Source organism: Methylomonas stagni (genome assembly GCF_050154735.1).
GTDB lineage: Bacteria > Pseudomonadota > Gammaproteobacteria > Methylococcales > Methylomonadaceae > Methylomonas > Methylomonas koyamae_A.
Map to the genome: position 1 here is coordinate 4,052,189 of NZ_CP189557.1, position 18,798 is coordinate 4,070,986.

At 57.2% G+C, this 18,798-nt stretch carries 17 protein-coding genes; 11 read left to right on the top strand and 6 right to left on the bottom strand.

Translation table 11 applies throughout. The features are described 5' to 3' along the window. The first annotated feature begins 368 nt into the window (after nt 1-368). Both ACP4CD_RS18670 and ACP4CD_RS18675 read left to right on the top strand, forming a co-directional pair. A complete protein-coding gene (locus tag ACP4CD_RS18670) occupies nt 369-1,604 on the top strand; it encodes a murein hydrolase activator EnvC family protein (RefSeq protein WP_426992046.1) in 1,236 nt (411 codons plus the stop codon). Nucleotides 1,605-1,643: 39 nt separating this feature from the next. Beyond that, nucleotides 1,644-2,999, top strand: a complete 1,356-nt coding sequence (locus ACP4CD_RS18675) for a S41 family peptidase (RefSeq protein WP_071159051.1) — start codon at nt 1,644-1,646, stop codon at nt 2,997-2,999. Nucleotides 3,000-3,108: 109 nt separating this feature from the next. On the opposite strand, the gene ACP4CD_RS18680 is transcribed toward ACP4CD_RS18675, so the two are convergent. Both ACP4CD_RS18680 and ACP4CD_RS18685 read right to left on the bottom strand, forming a co-directional pair. Continuing rightward, nucleotides 3,109-3,564, bottom strand: a complete 456-nt coding sequence (locus ACP4CD_RS18680) for a DUF934 domain-containing protein (protein ID WP_064029180.1) — start codon at nt 3,562-3,564, stop codon at nt 3,109-3,111. Next, nucleotides 3,551-5,203 carry a nitrite/sulfite reductase gene (locus ACP4CD_RS18685; protein WP_426992047.1) on the bottom strand — a complete coding sequence of 551 codons (1,653 nt, stop codon included), beginning with the start codon at nt 5,201-5,203 and terminating at the stop codon, nt 3,551-3,553. Before ACP4CD_RS18685 ends, ACP4CD_RS18680 begins: the two co-directional genes overlap by 14 nt. Nucleotides 5,204-5,416: 213 nt before the next feature. On the opposite strand from ACP4CD_RS18685, the gene nhaD reads away from it, so the two are divergent. Next, nucleotides 5,417-6,724, top strand: coding sequence for a sodium:proton antiporter NhaD (gene nhaD / locus ACP4CD_RS18690; RefSeq protein ID WP_175463725.1), 1,308 nt, complete (start codon nt 5,417-5,419; stop codon nt 6,722-6,724). Nucleotides 6,725-6,765: 41 nt separating this feature from the next. Continuing rightward, nucleotides 6,766-8,109, top strand: a complete 1,344-nt coding sequence (locus ACP4CD_RS18695; protein WP_426992049.1) for an AmpG family muropeptide MFS transporter — start codon at nt 6,766-6,768, stop codon at nt 8,107-8,109. Between the two features lie 175 nt (nt 8,110-8,284). Here the strand turns inward: ACP4CD_RS18695 and ACP4CD_RS18700 are convergent, their stop codons facing one another. Then, on the bottom strand, nt 8,285-9,118 hold the full coding sequence (locus tag ACP4CD_RS18700) for a lytic transglycosylase domain-containing protein (protein WP_426992050.1): 834 nt from the start codon (nt 9,116-9,118) through the stop codon (nt 8,285-8,287). Next, a complete protein-coding gene (locus tag ACP4CD_RS18705; protein WP_426992052.1) occupies nt 9,085-9,351 on the bottom strand; it encodes a hypothetical protein in 267 nt (88 codons plus the stop codon). Before ACP4CD_RS18705 ends, ACP4CD_RS18700 begins: the two co-directional genes overlap by 34 nt. Before the next feature lie 279 nt (nt 9,352-9,630). Between ACP4CD_RS18705 and ACP4CD_RS18710 the strand changes: the two genes are divergently transcribed. From ACP4CD_RS18710 to ACP4CD_RS18735, 6 genes are all read left to right on the top strand, one after another. Continuing rightward, nucleotides 9,631-10,641, top strand: coding sequence for a hydrolase (locus ACP4CD_RS18710; protein ID WP_426992053.1), 1,011 nt, complete (start codon nt 9,631-9,633; stop codon nt 10,639-10,641). A 118-nt stretch (nt 10,642-10,759) separates the two neighbouring features. Then, a complete protein-coding gene (gene moaA / locus ACP4CD_RS18715; RefSeq protein ID WP_426992054.1) occupies nt 10,760-11,773 on the top strand; it encodes a GTP 3',8-cyclase MoaA in 1,014 nt (337 codons plus the stop codon). A 15-nt stretch (nt 11,774-11,788) separates the two neighbouring features. Continuing rightward, nucleotides 11,789-12,148 (top strand): YajD family HNH nuclease, encoded by a 360-nt coding sequence (locus tag ACP4CD_RS18720; RefSeq protein WP_064029196.1) that lies wholly within the window; start codon nt 11,789-11,791, stop codon nt 12,146-12,148. After that, nucleotides 12,148-12,723 (top strand): DNA-3-methyladenine glycosylase I, encoded by a 576-nt coding sequence (locus ACP4CD_RS18725; protein WP_426992056.1) that lies wholly within the window; start codon nt 12,148-12,150, stop codon nt 12,721-12,723. Before ACP4CD_RS18720 ends, ACP4CD_RS18725 begins: the two co-directional genes overlap by 1 nt. Then, complete coding sequence (locus tag ACP4CD_RS18730) at nt 12,720-13,109, top strand: pyridoxamine 5'-phosphate oxidase family protein (RefSeq protein WP_426992057.1); 390 nt, start codon at nt 12,720-12,722, stop codon at nt 13,107-13,109. Before ACP4CD_RS18725 ends, ACP4CD_RS18730 begins: the two co-directional genes overlap by 4 nt. Nucleotides 13,110-13,222: 113 nt before the next feature. Continuing rightward, the gene (locus tag ACP4CD_RS18735) at nt 13,223-16,504 is read left to right on the top strand and encodes an EAL domain-containing protein (RefSeq protein WP_426992058.1); all 3,282 of its coding nucleotides are present in this window, start codon (nt 13,223-13,225) and stop codon (nt 16,502-16,504) included. Here the strand turns inward: ACP4CD_RS18735 and ACP4CD_RS18740 are convergent. Together ACP4CD_RS18740 and ACP4CD_RS18745 are read right to left on the bottom strand one after the other, a co-directional pair. After that, a complete protein-coding gene (locus ACP4CD_RS18740; protein WP_426992059.1) occupies nt 16,497-17,144 on the bottom strand; it encodes a hypothetical protein in 648 nt (215 codons plus the stop codon). The two genes, ACP4CD_RS18735 and ACP4CD_RS18740, sit on opposite strands and share 8 nt — an antisense overlap. Beyond that, nucleotides 17,126-17,638 (bottom strand): hypothetical protein, encoded by a 513-nt coding sequence (locus ACP4CD_RS18745; RefSeq protein WP_426992061.1) that lies wholly within the window; start codon nt 17,636-17,638, stop codon nt 17,126-17,128. Before ACP4CD_RS18745 ends, ACP4CD_RS18740 begins: the two co-directional genes overlap by 19 nt. Nucleotides 17,639-17,831: 193 nt before the next feature. Between ACP4CD_RS18745 and ACP4CD_RS18750 the strand changes: the two genes are divergently transcribed. After that, nucleotides 17,832-18,797 (top strand): ABC transporter substrate-binding protein, encoded by a 966-nt coding sequence (locus ACP4CD_RS18750; protein ID WP_064029206.1) that lies wholly within the window; start codon nt 17,832-17,834, stop codon nt 18,795-18,797. Nucleotide 18,798 lies beyond the last annotated feature (1 nt).

Sequence of the window (18,798 nt, forward strand, 5' to 3'; positions counted from 1 at the left end):
GGCGGCGAGTCAGGTGCTTTCAAGCGATGACACCATCTCTGTGCTGTATAATGCCGAAGCACAAGCCTTTGGCCTATCGCCAGAAACCGCAGCAGTCAAAGGCGTGCAAATCTAACAGAGTGAGCCTTCGAATTCAATACCTTGGCTCATGGCTGCCAAAATATAGTCTTCGTGCAAATCCGTTAAATGGCGGCGCGATTTTTCCTTACAGATAAATGGTCCATGAATGGTGAAGTGTAAAACCGCGGGGATTTTGGCTTCCGGTTGGACGGCAAGGGGCAAGGATGGCGCCTAATATTCGGGAACATATGCCGAGCGCGCCTGTTTTGATGCGAGCGTCCTATCTTTTTCGGGTTATGGCCTGAACCATGCGTGTTTGCCTGCGTTTGTCGATTCTTCTGGCAGGATTGAGCCTGGCAATTCCGGTTCGTGCCGAGAATACCGATAGCCGAGATTTGGCCGAGATTCATGACAAGATTCAACACGTCGGCGGCGACGTACGCGAGCTGGAAGCGGAAAAAAGTCGATTGCTAGATCAACTGCAAAAACTGGAACGGCAATATGGCGAGGCTGCCAATGCGTTACGCACGATTCGCGTTGAGATCAAGGCGCATGAGCAATCGCTGCAAGAGATACGAACCAAACTCGCCGACACTCAAAGAGATCTGCGTAGTCAGGAAAAAGGATTGGCGGGATTGATCCGTGCGGTCTACGCGATGGGCGGAGACAGTAAAGGCTTACAAGTCGTGCTGAACCAGCGTGACCCGGCTCTGTCTGGGCGGATGCGGGTGTATTCGGATTATATCGGCAAGGCGCGCTTACAGAAACTGCACGCGATCGCGGAGGATAGCCGGGTTCTCGGGCAGTTAGAAGCGCGAAACGACACCGAATCCCAACTGCTGCGAGTCTCGCTCGAGAAGAAACAGGAGGAGGCCGAGTCCATGCGGACGCTGAAAGTCCAGCGCGAGCAATTATTGGCGAGCCTGGAAAAAGAACACGCCGAAAAGCGGCATTTATTGGATCGTTTAATCGGCGACGAGAAAAAATTACAGGCCTTGGTGGCATCGTTGCAAAAAACTGATGATAATGCCGAGAGAGTTGCCCCGCCAGCGCCGGAACCTCCGGCACCAAGCCCACTCAAACAGCCTGGAAAACCTTCGGAGCAGATTCGCTCCGTCAAGGAACCGGAGGCGGGGCGCCAACCCTTCCCGGAATTGCAAGGTCGGTTGCCTTGGCCGGTGCAAGGCGCGGTCGTCGAGCATTTCGGGTCACGTCGGTACGAAACCACCTGGGATGGCGTGGTAATCAGTGCGCCCGAAGGCGCCGAAATTCGGGCAATTACCGCCGGCCGGGTTGTTTATGCCGATTGGCTGCGCGGTTACGGATTGATGATCATCATCGATCACGGGCACGGCTATTTAAGCTTGTACGCGTTCAACCAAAGTTTGCACAAGAGTGTTGGCGATCATGTCAAATCCGGCGAAGTCTTGGCTTCGGTTGGGCGCAGCGGCGGACGTTCTCAGGCGGCGTTGTATTTTGGGATCAGGAAGCAAGGCCGGCCCGTCGACCCAGCACAGTGGTGCCGGAAGCCAGCCAAGGGTTAATCTATTTACAGGAATCAGGTCGTTGGAGCTTTAATACAAATGTTAAATAACAGAAATCTTTTAATTTTACTGGTCGGCTTTATCTTAGGTTCGGCGATTAGCTTGTGCAGCAGCGTTTGGGCGGAAAAGCCCGCGCCGGCGGCGGCCAAGGCCGACGACCTGCAATCGTTGCCGTTCGACGAGTTGAGAACCTTCACCGAGATTTTCGGGCGGATTAAACAGGATTACGTCGAACCGGTATCCGATAAAAAGTTACTGGAGGATGCGATTCGCGGCATGTTGTCCGGCCTCGATCCGCATTCGGCTTATCTGGCCAGCGAGGAATATAAAGAGCTGCAAGAGGGCACGACCGGTCAATTCGGTGGGCTGGGCATCGAGGTCGGGATGGAGAACGGATTTGTCAAAGTGGTTTCGCCGATCGACGACACGCCGGCTCAAAAGGCCGGCATCAAGGCGGGCGATTTGATCGTTCGCTTGGATGACAAGCCGGTCAAGGGAATGACGTTGGCGGATGCCGTGAAAGTGATGCGCGGCGAACCGGGCACCGACATCGTGCTAACGGTCATCCGCGAAGGAGAGGAAGCACCGTTGAAATTTACGCTGACCCGCGACATCATTAAGGTTAAAAGCGTCAAAAACCGTTTGCTGGAGAAAAACTACGGCTACTTGCGGATCAGCAGTTTTCAATCGGGCACCGGCCAAGGCCTGCTGGACGCACTGGACGAATTGAAGAAAGAAAACGAAGGCCCGCTGAAAGGCTTGGTGTTGGATTTGCGCAATAACCCTGGCGGCGTGTTGAACGCCGCGGTCGATGTCAGCGATGCCTTTATAGAATCCGGTCTGATCGTCTATACCGAAGGCCGAATCAAGAATTCTGAAATGCGTTTTAATGCGACGCCGGATGACGTTATTAACGGCGCGCCCATCGTCGTGCTAATTAACGGCGGCTCGGCTTCGGCATCCGAAATTGTCGCAGGAGCGCTGCAAGACCATAAGCGCGCGATCATCATGGGTGAAAAATCGTTCGGCAAGGGTTCCGTGCAAACCATATTGCCTACCAGCAATGGCGCGGCGGTGAAGCTTACAACGGCCCGTTACTTCACGCCTTCGGGTCGATCCATCCAGGCGGAAGGTATCGAACCCGACGTCACGCTGGCCCGCTTCAAGCTGGAGGCGTTGGATAAGGCCAAATTGGAGTCGATCAAGGAGGCTGATTTGACCCACCATTTGACCAACGGGAATGCGAAACCGGATAAAAAAGCGGACGAGGACGATAAGGAAGACGCCAAGGACGTATTGCAAAAAGACGGTAGCGACACTGAAACCGAAGTGCGTGACTATCCGTTGCATGAGGCGCTGAATTTGCTGAAAGGCATCGCCATCATCAAGAAGTAGGCGGCTGCGTAGTCGCATAAAAAACCCGGCTGGCCAAGAGGTCGCCGGGTTTTTGTTTGTTTACGGCGCGGCGTTTAAACGTCCGCCCCGAGTAGTAGTGTGGGTGGCTTCAACGAGCCGAGGGTTGATAGGTAACGCTAAAATCGTTAAACGCTGCCAAGGCGACTTGGGCTTGCGCTTCATCCGCTAGCGCGAAAGTGTCAACGCCCACGCGGGAAAGGTAAAAAACCTGATCCGCCGAAAATTGGCCGACAGCCCTGATTTCGCTCCTGTACCCGTATTTATCGCGCAACAACCGGACCAGGGAAAAGCCTCGGCCGTCCGTGAAGGTTGGGAAATCCACCTCGATCAGCGACAAATTGGGTAGGTCGCCGGCGAGGTCGCCGATATTGTCATCGGGCTCGATGCGCACGCCGGTTTGACCTGTCCGGCCGGAAAGGACGGCTTTGTCGTTCAGCCAGCGTTGAAGAGTCACGGTGACGTCGCTATCGCCGGGGATCTCGGCATCGTCAGCGAGAAACCGCCAGGCGTCCGTGGTTAATGTACGGTCTTTAATGATTTGCATAAACTTTTGCTTTGAATGGTTCTAGGCCAACGCGGTAGACGGTTTGCAGAAAAGCTTCGTTTTCCTGACGCAGTTGCAAGTAGACATCGAGTATCGTTGTGATCGCGGCCGTAATTTGGGCTTTGGCGATTGCCGGACCCAGGCGTTCGCCGATCGCCGCGTCATTTTCCGACGAGCCGCCGAGCGTGATTTGGTACCACTCTTCGCCATGCTTGTCGACGCCTAGAATGCCGATGTGGCCGACGCTTTGATGGGCGCAGCCGTTCATGCAGCCGGACATATTGATCTTCAGGTCGCCGATGTCGTGGATGTAATCGATATCATCCAGGGCTTCGTTGATTTCCTTGGCCACGCCGATCGATCCGGCGTTGGCCAGCGAGCAAAAGTCCAGTCCTGGGCAGCAGATCATATCTGTGACGGTGCCGATATTCGGCGTGGCTAGCTTAAGCGCGTCCAATTGCCGCCAGAGCTGGTACAGACTGGCTTGCTCGACATCGGCCAGCACCAGATTTTGCCGGTGCGTGCTTCTGATTTCGCCGAAGCTGTAGCGATCGGCAAGCTCGGCCAGTGCGTCCAGTTGTTCCGAGGTAATGTCGCCGGGTGGCGAATCCGGCGCTTTCAACGACACGTAAACCCCGCGATAGCCAGGGATTTTGTGTTCGACGGTATTGTGCTTCACCCACTTCGCAAAACGGCCGTCCTCGGCTTGTTTCGCCGAAAAGCCGGTGTCGTCCCCGGTAAAGTCGCGGTAGGGTGGCGGCGCGAATTGGGTCTTGATTTCCTCGATACGTTCGTCGCCGAGCACCAAGGAATCGCGGATTCTGAGCCATTCCTCCTCGACCATCGCCGTAAATTTTTCCAATCCGGTTTCCTTGACCAGGATCTTGATGCGGGCCTTGTATTTGTTGTCGCGCCGACCAAACAAGTTGTAAATCCGCACAATGGCTTCCAGGTAGGACAGCAAATGCTTTTTCTCCAGAAAGCCTTTGACGGTTTGACCGATAATCGGCGTTCTGCCCAAGCCGCCACCCGCCAAAATTCTAAAGCCGGTTTCACCCTGCTCATTTTTTATCAGGTAGACCCCGATATCGTGGAATTGCACGGCGGCGCGATCATGACCGGCGCCGCTGACCGCGATCTTGAATTTACGCGGTAAATACGCGAACTCGGGGTGCAAGGTTGTCCATTGCCGAATAAGTTCGCAATAAGGGCGCGGATCTTCTATCTCGTCCCGGCATATGCCTGCCAAATGATCCGAGGTGGTGTTGCGCAGGCAGTTGCCGCTGGTTTGAATCGCATGCATTTGCACGGTCGCGAGCTCTGCGAGTAAATCGGGTACTCGGGAAAGTTCCGGCCAGTTGTATTGAACGTTTTGGCGTGTCGTAAAATGGCAATAGCCGCGATCATAGTCGCGCGCCACCGACGCAAGTTTGCGTAATTGTCGAGACGACAGTAATCCGTAAGGCACCGCGACGCGCAACATTGGCGCGTGCGTTTGGATATAAAGGCCGTTCATTAGGCGTAGCGCGCGGAACTGATCGGGGTCCAATTCCCCGTTCAAAAATCGTTCGGTCTGCCTGCGGAACTGCCGGACTCGCTCTTCGATAAGTGTTTGATCTCTTTGATTGTATTGATACATTTAGGTGGGCGGATCGCTTTACTGACTAATTTGATAGGTAATTGAATATTATACTCGCTGGGATTAAATGACAAAGAATATTGTATGGTGGTACCATGCCCGGTTAGATTTTTCCGCTTTTGATAACGACTAGAACATATAGAGGATAAGGGGGCTATCTTGTTGCGCGCATTGTTGATTTTGGCCGGTTTGTTGTTCCTACCGGAACTCGCCATGGCCGAAGAATTTAAGAATCTGGGGCTGACCGGAACCGAGCGGGGCGTCTATACCGTTCTGATTTTCCTGGTTGCATACGGTTTCGTCATGGCCGAGGAATTTACTCACTTGCGCAAATCGAAACCGGTCATATTCGCGGCGGCGGTCATTTGGGCGCACGTGGCGATTTTGGCTCACGACGCTGGCGTATCCGGCGAAGAGCTGCACAGCGCATTCGAGCACGACCTCAAGGAATATGCCGAATTGATGCTGTTCCTGCTGGTGGCGATGACGTATATCAATACCATGGCCGAGCGCAACGTCTTCGAAGCGTTACGATCCTGGTTGATCAGAAAGCAGTTCGGCTACAAACAGCTGTTCTGGATCACCGGCATCATCACCTTTTTCCTGTCCTCGGTAGCCGACAACCTGACGTCTGCCTTGCTGGTCGGCGCCGTGGTCATGGCGGTCGGCGCGGATAACGAAAAATTCGTCTCTGTCGGTTTCGTCAATTTGGTGATTGCCGCGAATGCCGGCGGCGCGTTTTGCCCATTCGGCGACATTACGACCCTGATGGTTTGGCAAGCCGGTTATGCCGAATTTTTCGACTTCTTCAAGTTGTTCATTCCTTCGGTCGTGAATTTCGTGGTGCCGGCGTTTTTCATGGCGCAAGCGGTTCCAAGCGGACAGCCTGAAGCAACCAACGAGGCCGCTGTTGAATTGAAGCCCGGTGGTTGGGTGGTGTGCGGTTTGTTTGGCGTTACCATCGGTTTGGCGGTTAGCTTCAAACAGTTTCTGCATTTGCCGCCGTTCATGGGCATGATGGCGGGTTTGTCCATCCTGATGCTATTCATTTATTACGTAAAGGTTCGTTTCTCCGCGGCTGATGAAGTGCGTCTCGATGTCTTTGATCGGGTAAAAGAAGCTGAGTGGGATACGTTGCTGTTTTTCTTCGGCGTGGTTTTCGCTGTCGGCGGTCTGGGTTACATCGGTTATCTGGAGTTGCTGTCTGCCGCGATGTACGACGGCTTGGGCCAAACCACCGCCAACATCCTGGTCGGTGTGATATCCGCCGTCGTCGATAACATTCCGGTGATGTTCGCGGTGCTGAACATGAATCTGGACATGGACTTGTACCAATGGTTGTTGGTGACATTGACGGCTGGCGTCGGCGGTTCGCTGTTTTCGGTCGGATCGGCCGCGGGTGTGGCGCTGATGGGGCAGTCCAATCATAAGTACACCTTCTTCAGTCACTTGAAATGGACGCCGGTTATCGCCGCTGGCTATGCGGCTAGTATTTTGACCCATTATCTGATCAACGGCTAAGCGCCGTCGGTCGGATTGTCGTTGTAAACCAAGGAAAGCGCGTGTCAAATACTTCTGGTAGTTGGCACAGCGCTTTTTTTGTTTATACCCGGCCGAGGGTCGCGGCGATGATCTTTCTGGGTTTTTCGGCCGGCCTGCCTTTTTCGTTGATTTCGACCACGCTCTCCGCTTGGCTGGCCGACGAACACGTCGATTTGTCGGTCATCGGCTACTTCAGCTTGGTCGGCGTCGCTTATTCCGTCAAAGTGTTGTGGGCGCCGGTGGTCGATCGTTTGCCGCTACCACTTTTGGATTCCTGGCTAGGGCGGCGGCGTAGTTGGATACTGAGCGCGCAACTCGGCATCGCGGTTGGCCTGTGGGCGATCAGCGGTGCGGATGTGGTAGGTCACTTGGCGGATGTCGCATTGCTGGCCGTCTGTGTGGCTTTTTGCTCGGCGACCCAGGATATCGCCATCGATGCCTATCGAATCGAGGCGGCCGCTGTCCGCTTTCAAGGCGCGATGGCCGCCATGTATGTATTTGGATATCGCTTGTCGTTATTGGCCGCCGGAGCCGGTGTTTTTTATATCGCCGAATTCGCCAGTTGGCGATTGGCTTACCAAGTCATGGCCGCGTCGATGTTGTTGGGCATCATCACGACGCTGCTGGTTAAAGAGCCGTCTCACAAGCAAGCGGCTGAAGAGCGGCTGTTGGAAGCATCGCTTGAATCGGCGCTGGGTGTCGCCGATTTGTCTTCGCCGCTCAAGCGATTGGCGGGGTGGTTGTCGGATGCGGTGCTCAGCCCGTTTGTCGAGTTTTTCCGGCGAAACGGCAGAACCGGGTTGCTGATATTGCTGCTGATCGCGGTTTACAAGATGAGCGACATCGCGATGGGCGTGATGGCAAATCCCTTTTATCTGGAACTGGGTTTCAGTAAAAAGGATATTGCCGACGTCAGCAAAATTTTTGGCTTTTTCATGACCATCCTCGGTACTTCGCTGGGCGGGGTTCTGGTGATGAAGTTCGGCATCATGCGACCTCTGTTGCTCGGGGCCGTGATTGTAGCCGCCACCAATTTGCTGTTCGCCGCATTGGCGGTTGTAGAGCCGGATACCCGCTTATTGGCCGGCGTAATCAGCGCCGACAATCTTAGCGGCGGCATTGCCTCGGCGGCTTTCATCGCCTATCTGTCCAGTCTGACCAATACGGCTTACACCGCCACCCAATACGCTTTGTTCAGCTCGTTGATGACCTTGCCAGCCAAATTGATCGGCAGTATTTCCGGCGAAGTGGTCGCGCAGTTCGGTTACCATGCTTTTTTCGTGTATTCAGCCGTGATCGGCCTGCCTGGAGTGGTGTTGGTGCTTGTGCTGATGCGCTTGCCGACGGCCAGCCCGGACAAATAACAGCGGATATGGCGACAGGCGATACAAGCTAACCTGCCGCACCCATGTCCAAGATCGGCCAATGAGCGGTTATTGGCAACCCTAGAAATTCGAATGTCGTAGATCTTCAAATCCGTGGAGTTTCCGCTGACCCATTCCCGCCGACTTCGCGAGGCTCGCGTTTAAGCCCTGGCGATCAAAACCCCGGTATGCCAAGCTGCTGGATTTTGACGGCATTATCGCCTTCTTCGTAGGCCAACAATTTGCCGTCCCGTTGCCACAGCTTGAAAGCCAGCGCGTAGGACAAAACCCGGATCGGATAGTCGCGCGGCAGGGTTTGCAAATAGGGCTGCATCGTCACGAAATCGGTCGCGCCGTATTGCTGCATGATGAAGCGCAAACCACCGTTGCGCGGCCCGATGTTGTAAGCCAGCAAACCCAGAAACAAATCGCCGCGCATTTCCTCAAGATAGTGCTTTAACGTGGCGGCCGCCAGATAAGCGTTATGGCGCGGATCGTTCACTTGCGGTTCCGCCACGTCGAGTAAATCGGCGGCTCGACGGGTGATGAACTTGGGTACCGCGGTAATCTGGAACAAACCTTTACCGCCGTCATGACTGTCGCGCGGTAAAAACGACGATTCGGTGGCGGCTACCCCCAGCAACAGGTGCTCGTCGACGCCGATGGCGTCGGCAGCTTCGCGGATCGCCGAACGGTAGGCGTCGGCGCGTTGCAGCAGTTTTTGCAGGCCGCCGATTTCGTGGCGACGGTAAGCGGCGTAAACCTGGTGAGCCAGCGTCACTCGCTCAGCCTCGGACTTACCGCCAACCAACGTGCGAAAGTGGCCGAATACCGGGGTATAGCCGTCGTGAAACACAAACCACAGCATCCCCAGCGCCAGGCTCAGCGCCAGGCCGGCCGGCAGCTGCGCCAACCGCCGCGCCAATGGCACGCGCAATTGATACCAGCCGACCAACAACAAGGCCGCTGTCACGATCAACGCCACGACGCCGCCGGCAAACGGTAGCAAGCTGCTAAAAATCCCGAGCCGGATAACCAGCTCGCTGAATAGCCCAGCACCACCATCGTCGCCAACACGGCGGCCAAGCCCAATCCGACGGCTTCGGCCGCCAGCAAACGCCAGTCGGATGGCGGGGCCGGCGGCGGTTTACGCCGAGGTTTGCGAGCGGATGGCCCCGCAGGCTTCGGTTTGCGAGCCGGCGCGGCGAGTTTCTTGGGCTTAACGGCAACGGGTCTGGACATCGTGAGCGAATCGGGTGCGGGTTCTGGCATTGTGGCCGGTAAATCGTCTATGCTCGTCGGTCAACGCAACCAGCTTGAGATGAGATCATGGTAACACCAGGCCGACCGGGCGGCGAATCGGCCGATTACCGAACGAATGTTTCAATGATGTCCTTACATTCCAAACTGACGGCCTCGGTTGAGCGGCTTGGTCCCGATTGGGTTCTTGGCCGCTCGGTTGGCGATTCTCGGGACGCCTCCGAACCGTTTCGCGGTTCGCCTGAAATGCCGCGGTAGTCAATGTCCAACGAATTCCGCCCAGCTTGGTGGCTGAACAACCGCCATTTGCAAACTATCTATCCAGCCTTGCTGCGCCGCGTCGAAGCACCGATCGACTTGCGGCGCGAGCGATTGGAGACGCCGGACGGCGATTTCGTCGATTTGGATTGGCTCTACGACCGGCAACCCACACTGGCGATCTTGCTGCACGGCCTAGCCGGCAGTAGCCGTTCGGGTTATATCGTCGGCGTGCAGCGGCGACTCCATCTACTCGGCATCGGCAGCGTAGCCCTGAATTTTCGAGGTTGCGGCGGCGAGATGAATCGGCTGGCGCGCAGCTATCATTCCGGCGACACCGAGGATGTGGATTTTCTCTACCGCACGTTGCGCCGGCGCCTACCGGACACCGCGTTGGCGGCCGTCGGGTTTTCGCTGGGCGGTAACGTATTGTTGAAATGGCTGGGAGAACGACGCGATTCGATTGAGCTATTCGGCGCCGTCGCGGTGTCCGTGCCGTTGATGTTGAATCTGTGCGCCGACCGCTTGGATCGCGGCCTATCCAGAATCTATCGCGATTATCTATTGCGCGAGCTAAAACAATACATCGTCGCCAAGCGTCGCCATCTGCACCGCCTGGGCCGTATCGAGCAAGCCGGCTTGCTCGACGACTTGGGCGATCTGGCGCCGATCCGTTCGTTTTGGGAATACGACGACCGGGTGGTGGCGCGGCTGCACGGTTTCAGCGACGCGCACGATTACTACCGACGCTCCAGTTCGCGCCAATTTCTGGGACGAATCGAGGTTCCAACCTTGATTCTGCAGGCCGAGGACGACCCGTTCATGACGCCGGCGGTGCTACCGGCCGCCGCCGAGTTGGCGTCCGGCGTGACGTTGCAGGTTTGTGGCGGCGGCGGCCACGTCGGTTTCGTAGGCGGCCGTTTGCCGTGGCGGCCGGCATTTTGGCTGGAGCAACGAATCGGCGATTTTCTGCTCGCGCACTTACCGGAAAGTCGCCGCGAAACCGGTGGATAACTGAACCCATCCCGTCCACCAAGGTCTATCGCCGCACTTTCAGCCGAGCTTGGCCGCCGTAACTGGCCGCCGAGCGAGTCTGTGGTAGAATTTTCGCCTCTTTTCCCGGACAATTTCGATGGGCTCCGTACAAGCGATTAGACCCTTCCAACTGACAGACCGCTTCGGGCGGGTCGTCAATTACCTTCGGGTATCGATTACCGACCGTTGCGACTTTCGTTGCGTGTACTGCATGGCTGAAGACATGACGTTTCTGCCGCGCAAGCAAATTCTCAGTCTGGAAGAAATCCAATTCATCTGCGAAGCCTTCGTCGGCCTTGGCGTCAACAAGATTAGGGTCACCGGCGGCGAACCGCTGGTGCGTAACGGTGCGTTGGATTTATTACGCAACATCGGCGCCATATCCGGCCTTAACGAATTGGTCTTGACCAGCAATGGCTCGCATCTGGCCGATATGGCCGGCGACTTGCGTGCCGCCGGCGTGAAACGCATCAACATCAGCCTGGACACCCTCGACCCGGTCAAATTCAAAGCCTTGACCCGTACCGGCGAACTCGGCCAAGTGCTGGCCGGCATCGAGGCCGCCCGCTCGGCGGGTTTCGAGCGCATCAAGCTGAATGCGGTCGTCATGAAGGATCGCAACCACGCGGAAGTCGGCGATCTGGTGCAATTCGCGGTCGAGCGCGGTCTGGACATCAGTTTTATCGAGGAAATGCCGTTGGGCAAAGTCGATCAACACCGGCGCGGCGACAGTTATTATCCCAGCGAGGCGATCCGCGCCGACTTACGGCCGCGCTTCAAACTCGAAGCCATCGCCGACTCGACCGGCGGCCCGTCGGCGTATTTTCGGGTGGCTGGCAGTGCCAGCCGGGTGGGCTTTATTTCGCCGCTCAGCGCCAATTTCTGCGCCGCTTGCAATCGGGTGCGCCTGACCGCCGAAGGCAGGCTATTACTGTGTCTGGGCAACGAACATTCGGTCGATTTGAAGGCGGTGGTCCGCGCGCATCCGGGCGATTTGGCGGTCTTGCAACAGGCTATCGTCGCGGCGATGCGCATCAAGCCGGAAAAGCACGAATTCAACATCCATGAACAGCCGGTCATTCTGCGGCACATGAGCGCGACCGGCGGCTGACCCAGGAGTATCGACATGTCGGACAACAAAGCCTATCACATCATCGCCGAGGCCCGGCGTTACAAGGAAGAGCGCGAAAAAGGCTACCGCGAGCAAGCGCTGAAATTGTTTCCGTGGATTTGCGGCCGCTGCGCTCGCGAATTCGACCACAAGAACTTGCGCGAATTGACGGTGCATCACGTCAACCACGATCACGACCATAATCCGCCGGACGGCAGCAACTGGGAATTGCTGTGCTTGTATTGCCACGACAACGAGCATCAACGCTATGAGGAGCAAGTGCGCTACGGTAGCAAGGGCAGCTCGGACGGCAAGTCGCCGACCGCTACCTTCAACCCCTTCGCGGATCTGAAAAAGCTGATGAACAAAGACTGATGGCCGGCAAATGCGTCTGGGCGCTGGCCAGCGCCAACGAAGAGCATTACCACGACCACGAATGGGGCGTGCCGCTGCACGACGACCGGCGGCTGTTCGAGTTCTTGATTCTGGAAGGCGCCCAGGCCGGCTTGAGCTGGCGAACGATACTGGACAAGCGGCCGGCTTATCGTACGGCGTTCGACGACTTCGATCCGCTGAAAATCGCCGCTTACGATCAGGGCAAAATAGACGGGCTGTTGCAAAATCCCGGCATCGTCCGCAACCGACTGAAAGTCCAGGCCGCCGTCGCCAACGCCAAAGCCTTTTTGGAGGTCCGTCAAGCCTACGGCAGCTTCGACCGCTACATTTGGGATTTCGTCGATGGTCAAACCGTGCAAAATCGGTGGCGCGCTCACGCCGAGATTCCGGCCTACACTGAAGCATCGGCGCGAATGAGCAAGGATCTGCAAAAGCGCGGCTTTAAATTCGTCGGCAAAACCATCTGCTATGCTTATATGCAGGCGGTCGGCATGGTCAACGACCACACCGTCGATTGCTTTCGCCACCCGCAACTTTCGCCCGCCCTTCAATGAATTCACCGCAACCGGACGCCGAATGCCTGGCCTTAATCGCGCGTCTGGATAGCTTGATGCTGGCGACCCGCTCCGAACAACATCACGCTGAAGCCAGTTACGCGCCGTTTCTGTTCGATCGCGGCGCGTTCCACATTTTCGTTAGCGCCTTGGCCAGTCATACCGGTAACCTGCTGACGCATCGTCGGGCCGGCGTTCTGCTGATCGAACCGGAAGCGGACGCCGCGAATCCCTTGCTCGGCGCCGGGCCAGTTTCGAGTGTCGGGTCGCGGAAGTCGAGGCCGATAGCGGTGAATACGGCAGCGTGCTGGATTCGATGCAGCAACGCTTGGGCGCGACCGTGGCATTGCTGCGAAGCTTGCCCGATTTTCGGTTGCTGGCGCTGACCCCTATCCACGGCCGGTATATCGCCGGCTTTGGCCAGGCTTACGATTTGGATACCCGCCGTTTCGGCGAATCCGCTGATTAGAGGCTTTCGACCTAAAACAGCGCCTCTATCATGCCTGCCGCACTGAAACTTATATTGGCGAATTTGACGGTGGCGCTGGCGTATTTCGTTGGCGGTTACCTGGGTGGCCTGCTAACGACGCCGCCCAACTACGCCAGCCCAGTGTGGCCGCCGGCCGGCATCGCCCTGGCCGTGACGCTGGTTTACGGCAAAACCATCCTGCCCGGATTGTTCCTCGGCGCTTTGGCCGCGCAGGTCCACGCCTTTTTAAACCCAACGCTATTCGAAGATAATCTGGCGCCATTGTGGTTGGGCGCTACCGCCGCGCTCGGCGCCTGTGGCCAAGCCCTGCTGGGCGCTTTTTCGATCCGGCGCTGGCTGGGGCAATTCAATCCCTTGATGGATAGCCGGCACATCGTCAGTTTTTTTGCATTGGCCATCCTCAGTTGCCTGGTTTCCGCGACGGTCGGCTGTACCTACTTGTTCAGCAGAGGATTGGTCGCGCCGGCCGATCTGGCCTTCAATTGGGGCGTTTGGTGGGTCGGCGATTCGATAGGCACGGTGATTTTCACGCCGCTGTTGTTACCCTTCATTGCCGCGCCGCGCCACGTTTGGCGGCGTCGGCGGGTGTCGGTGGTGATGCCGCTCCTGGTATGCGTCGGTTTGGTCGCCGCCGCCTTCGAGTTTAACCGGCACCAAGAGATTCAACGTCTCCGGGATGGCTTCGGCAAGCAAACCGCATTGCTGAGCGCGACGCTGCGCCAACACATCGCCGATCACCTGTCAGTCAACCGCACGTTGCGGGCGCTATTCGACAGCAACAAATTCATCGGCCGCGAGCAATTCAATGTGTTTGGCAAAGCGCTGCTCGAGGCTCATCCCGAGTTTTTAGCGCTGGAATGGTTGCCGCTGGTGCGCGCCGAAGATCGACTGGGTTTCGAAGCCCAGTATCGCCTAGATGTACTCGAGTATTCCGCCGGCGGCTGGTTGGCCGCCGAACACCGCCCTTACTATTTCCCCCAACTCTATCGGGTCGGCACCAGCCAGCCCGATGGCTTTGATGCCGCGAGCGAACCCGAGGCCGCCGCCGCGATTCTGACGGCGGCGGGCAGCGGCGAATCGACATTGGCCCGCCGCGGAGATCGCGCTTGGGCGCTGTATACGCCGGTATACGCCAGCGGCGTCGGTCGGTCCGCGTCCGAACGCCGAGCCGGATTAATCGGTATGCTCGCCAGCGTGTTCACGTTGAGCGACGAAATCGCCCATCCGCGCGCGCTACTACCGGACAGTCGGCTGGTTCTGGCGATCAAGGAGGGCGATACTCCGCTATTCGACAATCAAACCCAGAACCGCTTCGACAGTCTGCATTTGCCTGCTTTCGAAAAACGAGAAACCATCGCTTTTGCGGACCGTCTTTGGACCTTGATTTATCGGCCGGCGCCAGAGTTCTATGCGCTTCAGCACACCTGGAACGCGCGTTGGCTGCTGCTTGGCGGCTTCGTGTTCTCGGCCTTGACCGCGTTCGGTTTGATGCTGATCACCGGCCGCACCGCCCGGGTGGAAGAACTGGTAGCACTGAAAACCCGCGACCTGCTACGCAGCAATCAAGCCCTGAACATCGAGATCGAGCGGCGCAAGCGCCAGGAGAACGAACTGCGCGTCGCCGCGACGACGTTTCAGTCCCACGAGGCCATCCTGATTGCCGATCCCCACGGCGCCGTCGTTCGGGTCAACGACGCCTTTACGGATATTACCGGTTATCCGGCCGAGGAAATCGTCGGTCGCCATGCCAGGCTATTATTGAGCGGCACGCCGGCGCGTAAGATTGGCCGCGGGATTGTTCGCGCCCTGGCGGACAAGAACCAATGGCAAGGCGAGTTTTGGAGCCGACATAAGGACGGCAAGCCCTTCCCCGGCTGGCTGACCGTGACCGGCGTCCGCGACGACCAAAACCGCTTGTTGAACTATGTGGCCATATTTTCGGACATCAGCGAACAAAAAGCCGCGGAACGGGAAATTCACGAGCTGGCGTTTTACGACCCGTTAACCGGCTTACCTAACCGCCGTTTGCTACTGGACAGGCTGAAACAAGAAATCGCCGCCGCCAAACGTCAGCAGACCTATGGCGCGCTATTTTTTCTGGATTTGGATCATTTCAAGCATTTGAACGATTCGCTCGGCCACAATGTCGGCGACGACTTGCTGACCCAGGTGGCCCGGCGCTTGCGGAATATTATCCGCGAAGAAGACACTGCCTGCCGGCTGGGGGGCGACGAGTTCATCGTCATGGTGCCCGGCCGTTATCACTTGATGGAACAGGTCAGCGATCACGCCGCGATGCTGGCGGAAAAAATTCTGCAGACCATCAATCAACCGTTTCAAGTCTTTGGGGGCGAACACCATTTTTCGACCAGCATCGGCGTCACGCTATTTCCGGAAGCGACCGATCAACCCGAGGCGGTTATCCAGCAAGCCGACACCGCGATGTACCGCGCCAAGGCCAACGGCCGCAACAGTATTAGCTTTTACCGGCCGTCGATGCAGCAGTCGGCCGATCGGCGCCTGACCTTGGAAAAGGAGTTGCGCCAGGCGCTGAAGTCCCGCCAGTTTCTGCTGCATTACCAGCCTCAGGTCGACCACCTGGGCCGGGTGTTGAGCGTCGAGGCGCTGATCCGCTGGCAGCATCCGGAAAAAGGCATGATTTCGCCGGCCGAATTCATTCCGGTTGCCGAGGAAACCCAACTGATTCTGCCGATCGGCGAATGGGTAATCGAAGAGGCTTGCCGGCAAATCCGCCGCTGGGATCAACAAGCCGTGCCGGTACGCCATATCGCGGTCAATGTCAGCTCCCGGCAATTCCGCCATGCCGGCTTCGTCGCGCGCATTCGCCACATTCTGGCCGAAACCGGCATAGATGCCAGCCGCTTGGTTCTCGAATTGACCGAAGGTTGCGTGATCAGCGACATCGACGATACCGTCGAGAAAATGCGCGACCTGCAAGGCATGGGCATCCTGACCTCGATCGACGATTTCGGGGTAGGCTACTCATCGCTGTACTACCTGAAGAAGTTGCCGATTTCCCAATTGAAAATCGACCAAAGCTTTGTCCGCGACATCGCCGTCGATCCCAACGGCGCGGTGATTGTCGAAACCATCATCAACATGGCCAAGAATCTGGGCTTGAACGTGATTGCCGAAGGCGTCGAAACCCAGGAGCAAATCGAGTTTCTACAGGCCAAGGGCTGCTTGTCCTACCAAGGGTTTTATACCGGAAGACCGGCGTCCGCCGACAGCTTCGGCCGGCGAACGCATCCGGCCGCGCCGCTTACCTGACGCAAGTCGTGGTCGGCTTGGTCCGCAACCAATTGGCCAGGCGATTGGCGGCGCTTTGCATGGCGTCGTCCTTGAAACGCATGCCGCTATAGGCCAAGGCCCGCCAGACTTCGCGGGCATCCACCAATTTGTCGCCGCCCAAAATAGTTTCGCCGCTCCAGCACGTGCGGGTATTGCCGTCCGAGTGCAGCACGCCGTCGTCGCCGACTCGGGCGGCCAGCCACTGCGCGGCCAGCTTCAAGTCGGCTTGCAGGGTCTCAGTATGAACGCCGTCATAGCCCGCCATCAGCAGCTCATTGATCTGATTGATCGCTACGGCTTGATAGTGGGTATCCCAACCGGATTTCTCGATGAAATAGCCGGCGGTACCGTCGAATTTTTCCAAAGCGGTTTCCAAGTAGCCTTCAACTAAATTCAGCGCGAATTCGTCTTCGAACAGGGAGCCGCAGGCTTGATAAGCCACGGCATCGAACAGCAAGCGATTTGCCGCGTAAAGGTCGGCGTTGTACAAGGATTCGTCTTGAGACTCCAACCAGGCCAGCGACCGGGCCAGGGCGGCGCTGACCGCCTTGCGCTCGGCATCGCTTCCGACTTGGACCGCTGTTTCGCTCGGATATTGATTCAGCGCCTTAACCGCCAAACAGGACTCGCCGAGAAAAAACTGGCCGCTTGAGCAACGATACCCGGCGTGATCGTGTAGCCTCGCATCGATTCGGGCAATTGGAACGGCACGCTGCCGTCCACGCCTATCGAATCGGCTCCCACTTTCATTGCCATGAAAGCCTTGCGGGCGTCGGCCAAGCGTCCGGCCGCCAATAAGGCTCTTGTAGCCTTGCCGCTATACAGTTGCCAACGCGGGCTGAACATGCCGTTCCATTGATAGTTCCGTCCCAGGAAGTAGTTGCCGGTCGGAGGAATGCCCGGTGTAATGAAGGAAAGACTGTCTTTTAGGAATTTGCCGTAAACCGCGCCGTCCGAGGTTTTAGGTTCGATCGTCGCGCCGGCTGAAGGCGGCGAAGCTTGATTGAGTTGTTCGATCGACATATCCCATTCCGGTGGCACTAGCAGCCAGGCGATGGCTATCGTTAGAATCGCCAACAAGCCGCTTGCCCAAAGTATCCTAGTTTTATTCATACGTTCTCCTGATGTTTCGTTGTAATTGCATTTGGCTGCCGGGCTACTCCGGCGACGGCTGTCCCGAAACAGCGCGAAATTTAATGTTAGGCGCTCCAAATTCGCGTTTGTTGCATGCCCGCGCAACAAACCTTCTCCAATCGGCGGCGGCTGAGCTAAAATCCGCGCGACACAAAACTTACGACTTAAACCGATGAACGTCAAAAATTGTTTACTCAGCGTAGTGTTTTTATGCATTGGCAATGCGGCGTATGCCGATAAGACGCCCATTCGCCTGGGTACCATGGCGGCCGGTACCCTGAACTGGGAATTGGCGGCGATGCGCGACCAGGGCTTGCTGGAAAAAGCCGGCTTCAGCCTGGAAGCGGTGGCGATCGCCAATCAGCAGGCCGGCAAGGTGGCATTGCAAGCCGGCGCGGTCGACGTCATCGTCTCGGACTGGATTTGGACTTCCGCAATGCGCGCGGAAGGCCACGCCTACAGTTTTTATCCCTATGCCGATACCTCCGGCGTGTTGTTGGTCCCGGCGGATAGCCCGATCAAAACCCTAGCCGATTTGCCCGGTAAAAAACTCGGCGTGGCCGGCGGCGAGCTCGATAAGAACTGGCTGTTACTCCAAGCCTTGGGCAAGCAACAGCAACTCGACTTGAACGCCAGCGTCGAGAAAGTCTACGCCGCTCCGCCGTTGCTCGGCCAGCAATTGCAGAGCAAGCGGCTGGACGCCTTGCTGACCTATTGGCAGTTCGCCGCGCATCTGGAGAGCCTCGGTTACCGAGCCTTGCTTAGCGGCGAAGACATCATCGCCAAACTCGGCATTACCGAAACCGTTCCCAGCCTGGGTTACGTGTTCAAACAGGACTGGGCTGATTCGCATAAGACCGATTTCTTGCAGTTTCTGACCTTGAGCCGGCAAGCTCGCGATACTTTGTGCAGCTCCGATGTCGCCTGGCAAAAAATACTACCGCTCACCGACGCCGCGACGCCGACCGAGCAAGACCGCTTGCGTCAGCGCTATTGCCAAGGCCGGGTGGAAGCCTGGGGCGCTCCGCAACAAGACGCTGCTCGGGCCATTTTCACGCTATTGCACGGCTTAAGCGGCAATAAGTTGACCGGCGGCGCCGATCGTCTCCAAGCCGGGACATTCTGGTCGACCGACTGAC

Coding starts and splice junctions, on each gene's coding strand:
- nhaD (WP_175463725.1), top strand. CDS start 5,417: ATGGCCGAAGAATTTAAGAATCTGGGGCTGACCGGAACCGAGCGGGGC.
- moaA (WP_426992054.1), top strand. CDS start 10,760: ATGGGCTCCGTACAAGCGATTAGACCCTTCCAACTGACAGACCGCTTC.
- ACP4CD_RS18735 (WP_426992058.1), top strand. CDS start 13,223: ATGCCTGCCGCACTGAAACTTATATTGGCGAATTTGACGGTGGCGCTG.
- ACP4CD_RS18750 (WP_064029206.1), top strand. CDS start 17,832: ATGAACGTCAAAAATTGTTTACTCAGCGTAGTGTTTTTATGCATTGGC.
- ACP4CD_RS18675 (WP_071159051.1), top strand. CDS start 1,644: ATGTTAAATAACAGAAATCTTTTAATTTTACTGGTCGGCTTTATCTTA.
- ACP4CD_RS18730 (WP_426992057.1), top strand. CDS start 12,720: ATGAATTCACCGCAACCGGACGCCGAATGCCTGGCCTTAATCGCGCGT.
- ACP4CD_RS18705 (WP_426992052.1), bottom strand. CDS start 9,351: ATGTCCAGACCCGTTGCCGTTAAGCCCAAGAAACTCGCCGCGCCGGCT.
- ACP4CD_RS18745 (WP_426992061.1), bottom strand. CDS start 17,638: ATGAATAAAACTAGGATACTTTGGGCAAGCGGCTTGTTGGCGATTCTA.
- ACP4CD_RS18710 (WP_426992053.1), top strand. CDS start 9,631: ATGTCCAACGAATTCCGCCCAGCTTGGTGGCTGAACAACCGCCATTTG.
- ACP4CD_RS18725 (WP_426992056.1), top strand. CDS start 12,148: ATGGCCGGCAAATGCGTCTGGGCGCTGGCCAGCGCCAACGAAGAGCAT.
- ACP4CD_RS18685 (WP_426992047.1), bottom strand. CDS start 5,203: ATGTATCAATACAATCAAAGAGATCAAACACTTATCGAAGAGCGAGTC.
- ACP4CD_RS18680 (WP_064029180.1), bottom strand. CDS start 3,564: ATGCAAATCATTAAAGACCGTACATTAACCACGGACGCCTGGCGGTTT.
- ACP4CD_RS18720 (WP_064029196.1), top strand. CDS start 11,789: ATGTCGGACAACAAAGCCTATCACATCATCGCCGAGGCCCGGCGTTAC.
- ACP4CD_RS18670 (WP_426992046.1), top strand. CDS start 369: ATGCGTGTTTGCCTGCGTTTGTCGATTCTTCTGGCAGGATTGAGCCTG.